Genomic DNA, 13352 nt, shown 5'->3' with positions numbered 1-13352 from the left:
CACCTAAGTTTTTTTTTTGTCGGTTGTTCAGAGCAGCACCCGGTTTTGCGCCTGCCGCGCGCGCGGCCGAAGCTGCCCGCGGCCCCCCGGCCGGGGCGGCCGCCGAGGCGGCGGGTGCGGCGGCGACGGACGCGCCGCCGAGGAGAACTGCGGCGAGGAGGGCGGATGCCAGCTTCTTCACGGGATGCCTTTCACCGGGAGCGACAGGGTCGCCGGAAACCTAGCCGCGGGCGTTATCGCCGGAATATCGGGTCGGGAGTTCGAGCCCGCACGAAGACGTACGCTCGCCCGGTACGGATGATCCCGAAGACAGGAGCAGCAACGATGCAGTACGTGAAGCTCGGTTCGACGGGCCTGGACGTGTCGCGGATCTGCCTGGGCTGCATGACCTACGGAGTCCAGGACCGCGGCACGCACGAGTGGACGCTCGACGAGGAGACCTCGCGTCCGCTCATCCGGCAGGCGCTGGAAGCCGGCATCACCTTCTTCGACACCGCCAACGTCTACTCCGACGGCACCAGTGAGGAGATCGTCGGCAAGGCGCTGCGCGACTTCGCCCACCGCGACGACATCGTGCTCGCGACCAAGGTCAACGGCCGGATGCGACCCGGACCGAACGGCGCCGGACTGTCCCGCAAGGCGATCATGACGGAGATCGACCACAGCCTCCGGCGGCTGGGCACCGACTACGTCGACCTCTACCAGATCCACCGCTACGACCCGGACACCCCGGTCGAGGAGACGATGGAGGCCCTGCACGACCTGGTGAGGTCGGGCAAGGTCCGTTACATCGGGGCCAGTTCGATGTACGCCTGGCAGTTCTCCAAGATGCAGTACACCGCGGAGCGGCACGGCTGGACGAAGTTCGTGTCGATGCAGAACCACTACAACCTCGTCTACCGCGAGGAGGAGCGCGAGATGCTCCCCCTCTGCGCGGACCAGGGCGTCGGCGTGCTGCCCTGGAGCCCGCTCGCCCGCGGCCGGCTCACCCGCGACTGGGACACCGCCACCGAGCGCAGTGCCACCGACAACTTCGGCAGCACCCTCTACCAGGAGGGCGACCGGGCCGTGGTCGAGGCCGTCACCCGCATCGCCGGCGAGCGCGGAGTGCCGCGCGCCCAAGTGGCCCTTGCCTGGCTGCTGCACCGGGACACGGTGACCGCGCCGATCGTCGGCGCCTCGAAGCCCGGGCACCTCGACGACGCCGTGGCAGCGGTGGAACTGACGCTCGGTGAGAAGGAGATCGAGGAGCTGGAGCGCCCCTACGCGCCCCACCCGATCGCCGGCCACTGATCCGGGAACCGGCGCCTCAGGGGCCCGTGCCCGCGTCCAGGGCGGTGACGGACACCGACGACTCGTCGCCGCCCACCGGGACCTCACCGGCGGTCCACTTCACCTTGAGGGGGTCGTGCTCGTCCGGCGGGGTGACGAGCAGTGCCGCCGGAGTGGCCGTGCGGGCGCCGCTGATCTGCGGGCTGGAGAACGACAGCCCGGACCAGGCGCTCTCGCCCGGCGTCAGCGTGACGGTTTGCGGGGAGGCGGGCTCGCGTTCCGGGTCCGGGCCCAGCTGCTTGCCGGACGCGTCCACGAAGGCGGCGCCGGGATAGCCGTACAGCGTGCAGCTGCGGTCGGCGGTGTTGGTCAGCACGACCGGGAAGTTCCGCTGGCCGGCGCCCGGATCGACGCGGCCGACCGTGGCGCGCAGCTCGGAGGTGTGGCAGCGGCCGTCGGTACGGGCCGAGGCGGAGGCCGACCCCGCGGTGTCGCTCGGCGCGGTGCCGACCGCGGGCGCGGTGTCGGTCGCGGTACCGGGGTCCGTCTCGGCCCCGGGGTCCGTCTCGGTCGTGCGGGCGGACTCGGAGGGCCGCGGGGTGCTCGACGTACCGCTCTCGGTGCCGCAGGCGCTCAGCAGGCCGAGCAGCGCGACCCCGCTCGCGAGCAGGGCCGTCCGGCGCACCGGCTGGGACGTGTTCGCCATCGCTCTCCACACTCCCGTCAGGTCTCACGCACAGCGCGGCCCGACGCGGCGCCGTACGCCCTGTTCCTGCGAGTGTCCCGTCACACCGCCCGGGAAACGGGGGGACTCACTCCTCGTCGAGCAGACCCAGCTCCGCCCAGATCGTCTTCCCCTCGGTCGTGTGCCGGCTGCCCCAGCGCTGGGTGAGCTGGGCGACCAGCAGCAGACCGCGGCCGCCCTCGTCCCAGGTCTTGGCCCGGCGCAGGTGCGGCGCGGTGTGGCTGGTGTCGGAGACCTCGCAGATCAGCGTGGCCGCGTCGTGGATCAGCCGCAGCCGGATGGGCGGGGAGCCGTACCGGATGGCGTTGGTGACCAGCTCGCTCACCACCAGTTCGGCGGTGAAGGACGCCTCCAGCAGACCCCAGGTGGACAGCTGTTCGAGGACCTGCTTGCGCACCGGGGCGACCAGCGAGGGGTCGGCGGGGATGTCCCAGGTGGCGACCTGTCCGGCGGGCAGTCCCCGGGTGCGGGCCAGCAGCAGGGCCACGTCGTCGGCCGCGCTGCCCGACGGGAGCAGGGCGCGCAGCACGCGGTCGCAGGCGACGTCCAGGGAGTCGGCGGGGGCCACCAGCGCCTCGCGGAGCAGCGCCTGGCCGGCGTCGGCGACCCGGTCCCGGCTCTCGATCAGTCCATCGGTGTAGAGCGCCAGCACGCTGCCCTCGCGCAGCTCCAGCTCCGCCGACTCGAACGGCAGCCCGCCCACGCCCAGCGGCGGCCCCGAGGGCAGCCCGACCAGCCGGGGCGGTCCGTCCGGCGGTACCAGGACGGGCGCCGGATGCCCGGCCCGGGCCAGGGCGCAGTGCCGCGAGACCGGGTCGTACACCGCGTACAGGCAGGTGGCGCCGACCTCGCCCGCGCTGTCCTCGCCGGACTCCTCGGACAGCCGGACCACCAGGTCGTCGAGGTGTGTGAGCAGCTCCTCGGGCGTCAGGTCGATGTCGGCGAGGGTGCGGACGGCGGTGCGCAGCCGGCCCATCGTCGCCGACGCCTGGATGCCGTGGCCCACGACGTCCCCGACGACCACGGCCACCCGCATCCCGGACAGCGGGATGACGTCGAACCAGTCGCCGCCGACCCCCGCGCGGGCCGCCGGCAGGTAGCGGGAGGCCGCCTCCACCGCGGCGGTCGGCGGCAGCCACCGGGGGAGCAGGCTGCGCTGGAGGGTCAGCGTGGCCTCGCGTTCACGGGAGTAGCGGCGGGCGTTGTCGATGCAGACGGCGGCGCGGGCGCTGACCTCCTCGGCCAGCAGGACGTCGTCGTGGGTGAACGGGTAGGGGTGCCGGAACCGGGTGAAGACCGCCACGCCGAGGGTGGTGCCGCGGGCCTGGAGCGGCACCGACATCACGGAGTGGACGCCGAACTCCCGCACCCGCTGGAGCCGGACCGGGTCCCACTCCAGCCAGTGTTCGAGGTCGCCGCAGGTCTCCGAGGCCACGATCGCCTGCCCCGAGAGCAGGCACTCGGCCTCCGGCGAACCGGCCGGGTAGACGTCCAGTTCGCCGGTCTCGGCCACCGCCGGGGGGTGGTCCGGGGAGACCGACCGCTGGGCCGTCCTGCGCAGGGCCACCGGCGGTTCGACCACGGTGGCGGGCTCGCCGCCGTTCTCGCGCGGGTCCAGCAGGTCCACGGTGACGAAGTCGGCGAGCGCGGGCACGCACACGTCCGCCAGTTCCTGTGCCGTACGGGTGACGTCGAGCGTAGTGCCGATGCGCACGCTGGCCTCGTTGACCAGTTGCAGCCGCTCCCGGGCGAGGTGCTGCTCGGTGACGTTGTGGGCGCTCACGCAGACGCCGATCACGCGGCCGTCCGGGTCGGTCAGGGGTGCGACCCGGGCGTTCCACGCGTGGGCGCGGCTCTCGCCGACGGCCCTGGGGTGGGTCTGCATGTCGGACCGGCGGCCGGACTCCAGGACCCGCCGCATGTGCCGTTCGAGTTCGCTGTTCTGCCGACGGCCGCTGATGTCGGTGGCCCGCAGGCCGCGCAGCCGGTCCTGCGGCAGTCCCACGAGCCGTGCCATCGCGTCGTTGACGCCGCGCAGCAGGAGCCGGTCGTCGAAGATCATCATGGCGCAGGGCGACTGGGTCAGCGCCGCTCTGACCAGCGGGTCGTCCGCCGGTTCGGGACCCGCCTCCAGGGGCGCCACGGCGAGCCAGGTGTCCGCCGAGTCGTCCTGCTGCGGTCTGCGGTGGGCGAGCACCCACACCGACACGGTGTGCCCGTCCCGGTGCCGCAGCGCCAGGATGCCGCTCCACTGGTCGTCGTCGCGCCCGGGGGGAGTGGGCTCGGCGCCGTCGGCCAGCAGCGCGCCGGCGGGGCGTCCGACGACGTCGGCGGCCGGGTGGCCGAGCAGCAGGCGGGCGCCCTCGTTCCACTCCCGCAAGGTGCCGGAGTCGTCGACGACGACGCGGGCGGTGGCGGCATCGTCGAACGGGTTGACCGGACTCATCGTCGCCACTCCATTGCGCACACCCACAGTGAACAGCGCGTCACCTGCTTCCCAGCCTAGTGCGTCCGGGCCCCGCGCGGACCCGAACCAACGGGCCCACGCGGCTCCATGGGCGCGGGGGTCACCGGGCGGGTCGGGCCGCCCGCGACAGAAAGTGCTTTCCGTGGCCTTGGCGAACGCGTATGCCGAGACGTCAGAATCTGTTTGGTCACGATCAGTTGTGAGTACTTCTGGGCCCCGATGAGGGAGATGCGTCATGACGGTCACGCGCAGATCGGTACTGATCGCCTCCGCGGCCACGCCCGCGGCCGGGGCGGTCCTCGCCGCCCCGACGGCGTCGGCCGCGGACGCGACGGGCGGTGCCCCGGGCCGCCGGACCGTCGCCCTGCGCGACGGCTGGCGAATCCGGACGGCGAATCCGGACGGGTCCGCCCACGGCTCCACCGCCCCCGCCGACCCCGCGTACGACGACTCGTCGTGGCGGGAGGTCGCCGTCCCGCACGACTGGAGCATCGAACAGACGCCCACCACCGAGCACGGCACCACCAGCGGGACCGGCTTCCTGCCCGGCGGCCTCGGCTGGTACCGGCTCGCCTTCACCCTGCCGCGCGCCCTGTCCGGCAAGCGGATCTCGGTCGAGTTCGACGGCGTGTACATGGACGCCCGCGTCCACTGCAACGGCCGGGAGGCCGGCCGCCACCCCTACGGCTACACCGGATTCGCCCTCGACCTGACCGACCTGGTGCACACCGACGGCCGCACCGAGAACGTCCTCGCGGTGCAGGTGCGCAACCGGCTGCCGAGCAGCCGCTGGTACTCCGGCAGCGGCATCTACCGCGAGGCCCGCCTCGTGGTCACCGAGCCCGTGCACGTACGGCGCTGGGGCACGTACGTCACCACGCCCCGGGTGAGCGCGGAACGCGCCGTCGTCCGGGTGGAGACGGCCGTCGGCAACACCTCCGGCACCGCGCGCGAGGTCGAGGTCGGGTCGGCCGTCGAGGACGCCGACGGACGCACGGTGGCCCGCGCCGCCTCCACGGCCCGTGTGACCGAGGAGGCGAGCGAGACCCACGAACTCACCGTCGCACATCCCCGGTCTGGGACGGCCGCTCCTGGCACGCGGCCGAGGGGACCGAGACCGACTGGGCCACGTCGTCCGACGCGCCCACCGTGATCACCTTCGACGCGGCACGGGGCACGAGTGTCCGGCTCACGCTGACCAGCCGGCACCCCGGAGAGGCGCGGGCGCCATCCGCGTCAGCCGCCTGGAGGCGCCCGCCGTCTGAGCCGTCGCGCACCGGTCCGGACGGGAAACCAGTCCCGTCCGGACCGTTGACGGCATGTCATGTCTGCCACAAGCATGGCCTGCGACCGCATTTGGGAGCGCTCCCATCACGGCGAGCGCCACCTCCCCCGAGGAGCCCGGACGTGAAAAGACGCAGAACCGCGCTCATCTCCCTGACGGCCCTGCTGGCGGCGGCCGTCACCGCGCTGCCCGCCGCACCGGCCGGGGCCGAAGAGACCGAGCAGGTCAGCAACGGCACCTTCGACAACGGCACCGAATCCTGGTGGGCCAGTAGCAACGTCACGGCGGCCGTGTCCGACGGCCGGCTGTGCGCCGACGCGCCCGGCGGCACCACCAACCGCTGGGACGCCGCCATCGGCCAGAACGACATCACCCTGGTCGCGGGGGAGTCGTACCGGTTCTCCTTCACCGCGACCGGCACGCCCGCCGACCACGTGGTCCGCGCGATCGTCGGCCTGGCGGTGTCCCCGTACGACACGTACTACGAGGTCAGCCCGCAGCTCAGCGTCTCCGGGGACACCTACTCGTACACCTTCACCTCGCCCGTCGACACCACCCAGGGCCAGGTCGGCCTCCAGCTCGGCGGCACGCCCGACGCCTGGCGGTTCTGCGTGGACGACGTGTCCCTGCTGGGCGGCGTGGAGCCCGAGCCGCACGTTCCCGACACCGGGCCGCGGGTCCGCGTCAACCAGGTCGGCTACCTGCCGTCGGGACCGAAGAACGCCACGCTCGTCACCGACGCGACCGCCGCCCTCCCGTGGCAGCTCAAGGACGCCGCCGGCCGGGTCGTCGCCCACGGCCGCAGCACACCCCGCGGCGTGGACGCCTCCTCCGGACAGAACGTCCACTCGATCGACTTCGGCCGCCACAAGAAGCGCGGCGAGGGCTACACGCTGGTCGCCGACGGGGAGACCAGCCGCCCGTTCGACATCGGCACGGCCGCGTACGAGCGGCTGCGCACCGATTCCGCGAAGTACTACTACACGCAGCGCAGCGGCCTCGCCATCAGCGACGAGCTGCGCCCCGGCTACGGCCGCCCCGCCGGGCACGTGGGCGTGGCACCCAACCTGGGCGACACCGAGGTGCCCTGCCAACCCGGCGTGTGCGACTACAGCCTCGACGTCTCCGGCGGCTGGTACGACGCCGGCGACCACGGCAAGTACGTCGTCAACGGCGGCATCTCCACCTGGGAGCTGCTGAGCACCCACGAGCGCTCGCTGCACGCCCGGACCGGGGAACCCTCGAAGCTGGGTGACGGCACCCTCGACATCCCCGAGAGCGGCAACAATGTGCCGGACGTCCTCGACGAGGCCCGCTGGGAACTGGAGTTCCTGCTGAAGATGCAGGTACCGGACGGGCAGCCGCTGGCCGGCATGGCCCACCACAAGATCCACGACGAGCAGTGGACCGGGCTGCCGCTGCTGCCGAGCGACGACCCGCAGAAGCGCGAACTGCACCCGCCGACCACCGCGGCGACCCTGAACCTTGCGGCGACGGCCGCACAGGCGGCCCGTCTGTACCGCTCCTACGACCGGGAGTTCGCCGCGAAGGCGCTGGACGCTGCCCGCACCGCCTGGGCGGCGGCGCTGGCCCACCCGGACGTGCTCGCCGACGAGAGCGACGGCATCGGCGGCGGCGCCTACCCCGACAGCCGGGTCGACGACGAGTTCTACTGGGCGGCGGCCGAGCTGTACCTGACCACGGGCGAGCGGGACTTCAGGGAGTACGTGCTGAACTCCCCGGTCCACACCGCCGACATCTTCGGCCCGATCGGCTTCGACTGGGCGCGCACGGCGGCCGCCGCCCGGCTGGACCTGGCGACCGTCCCGAACCGGCTCCCCGGCCGGGACGAGGTACGCCGCTCCGTCGTCCGCGGCGCCGACGGCTACCTGGCGACCCTGCGGGCGCACCCGTACGGCATGCCCTACGCCCCGGACGGCAACCTGTACGACTGGGGCTCCAGTCACCAGGTCCTGAACAACGCGGTCGTCCTCGCCACCGCCTACGACATCACCGGCGGCTCCAAGTACCGTGACGGCGCCGTCCAGAGCATGGACTACATCCTGGGCCGCAACGCGCTGAACATGTCGTACGTCACCGGCTACGGCGAGGTCAACGCGCACAACCAGCACAGCCGCTGGTACGCCCACCAGCTCGACCCCGCGCTGCCCAACCCGCCCGACGGCACCCTGTCCGGCGGGCCGAACTCGAGCATCCAGGACCCCTACGCGCAGAGCAGACTCCAGGGCTGTGTCGGCCAGTTCTGCTTCATCGACGACATTCAGTCCTGGTCGACCAACGAGCACACCATCAACTGGAACGCCGCGCTGGCCCGGACGGCCTCCTTCGTGGCGGACCAGGGCTGACCGTCTCCGTGCCCCTCGGTACCGCTTCGATGCCGCTCTGACCTGCGTCTATTTACGGGTCAGTACCGGAGCGGTACCGTGGGGGCATGCCAGCTCTGAACGTGGAGTTCAGCGACCGCGAGCTCGAGGACCTGCGGCAGATCGCCAAGGAACGCGGTACGTCGATGAAGGCGCTCGTGCGGGACGCCGCCGCCGCCGACATAGCCCGGCACCGGGCGTTGCAGGAGGGGGCGGAGGCGTTCCGCCGGTTCTTCTCGGCCCACGCCGACGAGTTCGCGGCCGCCTTTCCCGACGACGAACCACCGCACGTCCGGGGCGAGGGGCGGGCCGCCTGACCCATGGCCCCGGTCCTGCACATCGACGTGCCGTGGCTGCTCCAGCGCCACGAGGAAGTGCTGCCGGAGCAGCCCACGGTCAACGACTTCTCCGCGCTGGTCGCCGCCGTCGCCCGGCACCGCGTGGACCCGCCCCGCCTCGGGGTGGACTCCGACCCGGCCTGGCGGGCCGCCGCCCTGCTGCACACCCTCGCCGTACTCAAGCCCCTGCCCTCGGCCAACGCGCGCTTCGCCTGCGCGACGGCCGTGGCCTACATGTTCGCCGCCGGCACCGGCATCGACCCGCCCTACGGCGCCCTGGTCGACCTCGCGCGCGACCTGATGTCCGGCAAGGCCGACGTCTACGGCGCTGCCGACCGGCTGCGCTCCTGGCAGATCTGACCGGGCGTCGCACGCGCGCGGAGAATACGGAAAGTCGGTGTCCGTTTCATGAGTTGCGACGGAATCTGACCTTCTTTCAAAGGCGGGCTGATGTTGCTCGCTCGCCTTGTTGACCATGAGTGGTTTGTGCGAGAGTGAAGCACCCGTGCGGGGGGTAAAGGCCGGGTCTCGCCCGCGCTTTGACAGACCAGGTTTGATTTCGCCATGGCGAATTCACGCTCCCCACACCGCGCCCAGAAGGTACACACCAATCCGGGGTCCCTTTTCGGCGATCGGAACGTCTGAGTCACAGCGCGTGGGAAGGAACATCTCAGTGCCCACCCCCCACCCCCCTCGCCCCGCGTACCCGCCCCCGGGCGGGGACCCCGGGGAGTCCGACGAATTGCTGGCCGCGCGGCTCCGGGACGGCCCGGAGAACGAGGCCGCCCGGGTAGCCGCGCTGCTGATGGCACGCCACTGGCAGCCCGCGCACGACTACGCGACTATCTGCCTCGCCACGTCGACGCAGGTCACCGCCATGGTCACGGCCGCTGCCTGGCACCGGGTGCTGGACCGTCTCGCCGAGGGCGAGCCGGCCACCGCGCTGCGTCCGCGTCTGCTGGTCGCCGTGCGCGACACGGTCCGCCAGTGGGCCGCCGACCCGGACACCTCCGGTGTTCTGCCGCAGTTGCTCAAGCCCGCCGGCGGACGCGGCATGCTGGCGGCGAAGTCTTTGACCCCGGAAAACCGGACACTGGCCGCGCGGGCATTCTCCTCCCTTCCCGGACCGGCCCGTTGTTTGCTGTGGCACACGGAGGTCGAAGGCGAGTCCATAAGTGTCCCGGCCGGTCTGCTCGGCATGGATACCGACACCGCGTCGGCCACCCTCGAACAGGCGCGTGAGAAATTCCGCGAGGGTTGTCTGCACGCCCACAGGCAGCTTGCGCCGAGCCAGGACTGCCGCTTCCACAGCCGTCTCCTCGACGTGCCGATCCGCCGGGGCGGCGCCCTGCTGCCGGATGTCCGCAAGCATCTGGCGGACTGCCGCCACTGCCGTCACGCGGCCGATCAGCTCGGCCACTTCGAGTGTGGGCTGGGCGCGCTGATCGCCGAAGCGGTGCTCGGCTGGGGCGCCCGGCGCTATCTCGACTCCCGTCCGGGCCGGGCGACGCTGGGCGGGCTCACCAAGGGCGCCGCCCGGCACCGGGGCGGACGCACCGGGCTGCTGGCCCGCATCCCCGTCCCCGTGCGCCGGGCCCCGGGCCGGCCCGGTTCCGGCCGGTCGCCGCTCAGGCAGCTCGGCGCCGCCTCCGCCGGAGTGCTGGCCATCGTGCTGGTGGTGAGCGTGTGGTCGTACGACGGCGGCGGCGCCGATCCGGCCGCCTCCACCAGTGCCGTCGGCGGCGACGGCAGAACGTCCGGCACCAGCCGCCCGAAGCCGCCCGGTGCGGCCGGGCTGCCCACGGGCGCCGACCGGACCCGGCTGCGGAACGTGGGCGCGGACCTGTGCCTGGACGTCCGGGGCGAGCCCAAGGCCGGGACGGGCGCCCGCCTGGCGGCGTGCTCCGAGGCGTGGACCCAGCAGTGGACCTACGAGGACGACGGGCTGCTGCGCAGCGTCGCCGACCCGGGGCTGTGTCTGGACTCGCAGGCGGACGCCGGAGTCGTCATTCTCGGTACCTGCGCCGACGAGGGCACCGAGCGGGGCGACGACGTGCGCTACGACCTGACCGACCGGGGGCGACTGATCCCGCGCCGCGAACCGCAGCTAGCCCTCGCCGCCACCACCGGCGCACCGGGTGCCGACGTCGTGGTCAAGCCGCACGACGACTCGGACATCCAGCGCTGGCGCAGCGACCCGCTGCCGACGGCGGAAGGCTCCCTGTCGATCGCCCGCACCGACGGCCCGGCCGCCCGCTCGGTGGAACTGCCCGGCGGCTGAGCCCGCGACGCCCGGTGGTGCCGGGTGTGGGCGAGGCCGGTCGTTGGCGAGTTGGCTGTGGCCGGGCGTGGCCGTGCGGCCCGGGCGCCGTCGGGGTGCGTCTCGCGCGGTGGTGTGGCGGCCGCCGAGGTGGGTGGCCGCCGGGCCGTCCGTCCACGGTGTCGGCGCATCGTTTGCGCGGTCGCGGCTACACCGGGCCTTCCACGAGATCGGTCGGCCCGGGGGTCGTAGGGGAGGCGTGGCCCGACAGGGCCAGGGTGAGGTCGAGTTCGGCGAGCAGGCAGCGGATGACGTGCTCGACGCCCGCCTGTCCGTCCAGGCCCAGACCGTAGACGTAGGGGCGGCCGAGGAGCACCGCGCGGGCGCCGAGCGCGAGTGCCTTGAAGACGTCGTCCCCGGTGCGGACGCCGCTGTCGAAGAGCACGGTGAGCCGGTCGCCGACCGCCTCCACCACGCGCGGCAGCGCGTCGGCCGCCGCGACCGCGCCGGCCACCTGGCGGCCGCCGTGGTTGGACACCACCACGCCGTCCATTCCGGCGTCGGCGGCGAGCCGGGCGTCGTCCGGGTGCAGGACGCCCTTGAGGACGATCGGCCCGTCCCAGTTCTCCCGCAGGAAAGCCAGGTCCGGCCAGGACTTGGCGGGATCGGAGAACATGCCGACGAAATGCATCACCGCCGCGTTCGGATCCTCGTGCACCGGCTTGGCCAGACCCGCCCGGAACGCCGGGTCGGAGAAGTAGTTGGCGGTGCCCACGCCGTGCAGGAACGGCAGATACGCCCGGTCGAGATCGCGCGGGCGCCAGGACAGCAGCGGCGTGTCCAGCGTGACGAACAGCGCGCCGTACCCGGCCGCCTTCGCCCGGTCCAGGAAACTGCGGGCCACCTCGCGGTCCCTGGGCCAGTACAGCTGGAACCAGCGCTCGGCGTCGCCCATCGCCTCGGCCACCTGCTCCATGGGCGTGCTGGACGCCGAGGACAGGATGTACGGCACGCCCTGCGCGGCGGCGGCCCGGGCCGCCGCCGGCTCCGCGTCCGGGTGCATGATCGACAGGACGCCCACCGGAGCCAGCGCCAGCGGCGCCGGCAGCGGCCGCCCCAGCACCTCGACCGAGAGGTCCCGCGCGTGCACGTCCCGCAGCATGCGCGGGACGATCCGCCGCCGGTCCAGCGCCGCCCGGTTGGCGCGCGCGGTGCTCCCGTCACCCGCGCTGCCCGCGACGTACCCGACGGGACCGGGGCCCAGCCGGTGCTCGGCCAGCTCCTCCAGCCGGGTCAGGTCGGTGGGCAGCCTCGGCACGGCCCCCGTCATGCCGTTCAGATAGATCTCGTACTGGAAGTCCGCCCAGTGCTTCGCCATCCCACGTCGCCTCTCGTCGTCGAGCTTTGGCCCTGTCGTCGCCAGCACCGTACTCGCTGGTATGCCGGGGCCGTCCGCCAGGGTGAACGGGCACGTTTCAGGGGTGTTTCAGGCCGATTGGCGAACGCGTGGATCACGCCATTCGGCCAGTTCAAGCCTCAAGAACCGATCAAGAACCGCTCTGTTCCGGACTTGGAACGTTCGAATTCTGTGACTTCGCGCCACTGATTCAATACGCAAGGTTACCGAAATCCAGGGGGTCGAGATGAGTTTCGGCGCCGGACTCGGCAGACTCGCGCTCGCCGTTCCGGCACCAACCGAGCCGGGCCGGCATCAACACCCTCGAAAGAGCGGAAGGATGCACACAATGCGGAACACCGCGCGCTGGGCAGCGACTCTGGGCCTGACGGCCACCGCCGTCTGCGGGCCCCTCGCCGGGGCGTCTCTCGCCTCCCCGGCCACCGCCCCCGCGTCGCTCTACGCCCCCTCGGCCCTGGTGCTGACGGTGGGGCACGGAGAGAGCGCTGCCACCACTTCACCGCTTCGCGCGGTCACTCTCACCTGCGCCCCGCAGGCCACCGGGACCCACCCCGCGGCCGACGCGGCCTGCGCCGAACTCCGCCACGCGGGCGGAGACTTCGACGCCCTGTCCGCCGCCGACGGGGTGATGTGCACCCGGGAGTACGCCCCCGTGGTCGTCACCGTCGACGGAGTCTGGCAGGGCCGGCGCCTCTCCTACGAGCGGACCTTCGCCAACCAGTGCGTGAAGAACGCGAGCAGCGCGAGCGTCTTCACGTTCTGAGAGACCGGGGCCGCCCGGCCCGTGCGGCGTGACCGGCTGCTCGCTACTGGGGAGTGCGAGCGCCACCGTACGGGCCCGCGGTCCCGCACCGGGGACGGCGGACGGAGTGGGGCTGTCCGCCGTCCTCCCGGTACCTGCAATCGTCGGGACGGGACTCAGTCCGCCGTCGGTCCGTCACCGGACCCGGCGGACCTGGCACGGTGGCTGGTGTCGCACCAGGGGAAGCGCCGACTGCGCCGGCAGGTGCACAGCGCCACCCGGAAGCGGTCGGAGAACACCGTCGTCCCGTCCTCCAACTCCACCTCCACCGGGCCCTCCACCAGCAACGGCCCCCGCCGCTGGACCTTGACCCGGCGCGCGGCACCGGGCGTACGGGCGTCGTCAGACGGGGAGTTCGGCACGGACGACCACCAACTCCTCC

At 72.7% G+C, this 13352-nt stretch carries 11 protein-coding genes and 1 pseudogene; 7 read left to right on the top strand and 5 right to left on the bottom strand.

Translation table 11 applies throughout. The features are described 5' to 3' along the window. Nucleotides 1-181, bottom strand: a 181-nt coding sequence (locus tag ACFWR9_RS38445) for a hypothetical protein (protein WP_383851083.1), incomplete at its 3' end; no start/stop codon positions are given. A 143-nt stretch (nucleotides 182-324) separates the two neighbouring features. Here ACFWR9_RS38445 and ACFWR9_RS38440 point away from each other — a divergent pair. Then, on the top strand, nucleotides 325-1293 hold the full coding sequence (locus ACFWR9_RS38440; RefSeq protein ID WP_383851080.1) for an aldo/keto reductase: 969 nt from the start codon (nucleotides 325-327) through the stop codon (nucleotides 1291-1293). 16 nt (nucleotides 1294-1309) lie between these two features. Here ACFWR9_RS38440 and ACFWR9_RS38435 read toward each other — a convergent pair whose 3' ends face one another. Continuing rightward, nucleotides 1310-1978 (bottom strand): DUF4232 domain-containing protein, encoded by a 669-nt coding sequence (locus tag ACFWR9_RS38435; protein WP_383851077.1) that lies wholly within the window; start codon nucleotides 1976-1978, stop codon nucleotides 1310-1312. 106 nt (nucleotides 1979-2084) lie between these two features. Then, complete coding sequence (locus ACFWR9_RS38430; protein WP_383851074.1) at nucleotides 2085-4463, bottom strand: SpoIIE family protein phosphatase; 2379 nt, start codon at nucleotides 4461-4463, stop codon at nucleotides 2085-2087. A 256-nt stretch (nucleotides 4464-4719) separates the two neighbouring features. Here ACFWR9_RS38430 and ACFWR9_RS38425 point away from each other — a divergent pair. The 5 genes and pseudogenes from ACFWR9_RS38425 to ACFWR9_RS38405 form a co-directional block, all read left to right on the top strand. After that, nucleotides 4720-5559, top strand: a pseudogene (locus tag ACFWR9_RS38425) (sugar-binding domain-containing protein); the annotation flags it as partial. Between the two features lie 332 nt (nucleotides 5560-5891). Further along, complete coding sequence (locus ACFWR9_RS38420) at nucleotides 5892-8135, top strand: glycoside hydrolase family 9 protein (protein WP_383851071.1); 2244 nt, start codon at nucleotides 5892-5894, stop codon at nucleotides 8133-8135. An 86-nt stretch (nucleotides 8136-8221) separates the two neighbouring features. Continuing rightward, nucleotides 8222-8470 (top strand): hypothetical protein, encoded by a 249-nt coding sequence (locus ACFWR9_RS38415; protein ID WP_383851068.1) that lies wholly within the window; start codon nucleotides 8222-8224, stop codon nucleotides 8468-8470. A gap of 3 nt (nucleotides 8471-8473) precedes the next feature. After that, nucleotides 8474-8851, top strand: a complete 378-nt coding sequence (locus tag ACFWR9_RS38410; protein WP_125494390.1) for a toxin Doc — start codon at nucleotides 8474-8476, stop codon at nucleotides 8849-8851. A 313-nt stretch (nucleotides 8852-9164) separates the two neighbouring features. After that, a complete protein-coding gene (locus tag ACFWR9_RS38405; protein WP_383851065.1) occupies nucleotides 9165-10772 on the top strand; it encodes an RICIN domain-containing protein in 1608 nt (535 codons plus the stop codon). A 187-nt stretch (nucleotides 10773-10959) separates the two neighbouring features. On the opposite strand, the gene ACFWR9_RS38400 is transcribed toward ACFWR9_RS38405, so the two are convergent. Next, a complete protein-coding gene (locus ACFWR9_RS38400) occupies nucleotides 10960-12129 on the bottom strand; it encodes a lactate 2-monooxygenase (protein ID WP_383851062.1) in 1170 nt (389 codons plus the stop codon). A 367-nt stretch (nucleotides 12130-12496) separates the two neighbouring features. Between ACFWR9_RS38400 and ACFWR9_RS38395 the strand changes: the two genes are divergently transcribed. Continuing rightward, a complete protein-coding gene (locus tag ACFWR9_RS38395; protein ID WP_383851059.1) occupies nucleotides 12497-12931 on the top strand; it encodes a protease inhibitor in 435 nt (144 codons plus the stop codon). Between the two features lie 155 nt (nucleotides 12932-13086). Here ACFWR9_RS38395 and ACFWR9_RS38390 read toward each other — a convergent pair whose 3' ends face one another. Further along, nucleotides 13087-13332 (bottom strand): CDGSH iron-sulfur domain-containing protein, encoded by a 246-nt coding sequence (locus tag ACFWR9_RS38390; RefSeq protein WP_360890804.1) that lies wholly within the window; start codon nucleotides 13330-13332, stop codon nucleotides 13087-13089. Nucleotides 13333-13352 lie beyond the last annotated feature (20 nt).

Origin of the sequence: Streptomyces sp. NPDC058534, from assembly GCF_042717365.1 — a bacterium.
In the GTDB taxonomy this organism is placed as follows: domain Bacteria; phylum Actinomycetota; class Actinomycetes; order Streptomycetales; family Streptomycetaceae; genus Streptomyces.
The sequence above is the reverse complement of the archived record's forward strand: the minus strand, read 5'-3'. Positions and strand labels throughout refer to the sequence as shown.

Bases quoted from the DNA above. Each gene is read 5' to 3' on its own strand.
- ACFWR9_RS38430 (WP_383851074.1), bottom strand. From the start codon at position 4,463: ATGAGTCCGGTCAACCCGTTCGACGATGCCGCCACCGCCCGCGTCGTC.
- ACFWR9_RS38410 (WP_125494390.1), top strand. From the start codon at position 8,474: ATGGCCCCGGTCCTGCACATCGACGTGCCGTGGCTGCTCCAGCGCCAC.
- ACFWR9_RS38400 (WP_383851062.1), bottom strand. From the start codon at position 12,129: ATGGCGAAGCACTGGGCGGACTTCCAGTACGAGATCTATCTGAACGGC.
- ACFWR9_RS38415 (WP_383851068.1), top strand. From the start codon at position 8,222: ATGCCAGCTCTGAACGTGGAGTTCAGCGACCGCGAGCTCGAGGACCTG.
- ACFWR9_RS38440 (WP_383851080.1), top strand. From the start codon at position 325: ATGCAGTACGTGAAGCTCGGTTCGACGGGCCTGGACGTGTCGCGGATC.
- ACFWR9_RS38435 (WP_383851077.1), bottom strand. From the start codon at position 1,978: ATGGCGAACACGTCCCAGCCGGTGCGCCGGACGGCCCTGCTCGCGAGC.
- ACFWR9_RS38395 (WP_383851059.1), top strand. From the start codon at position 12,497: ATGCGGAACACCGCGCGCTGGGCAGCGACTCTGGGCCTGACGGCCACC.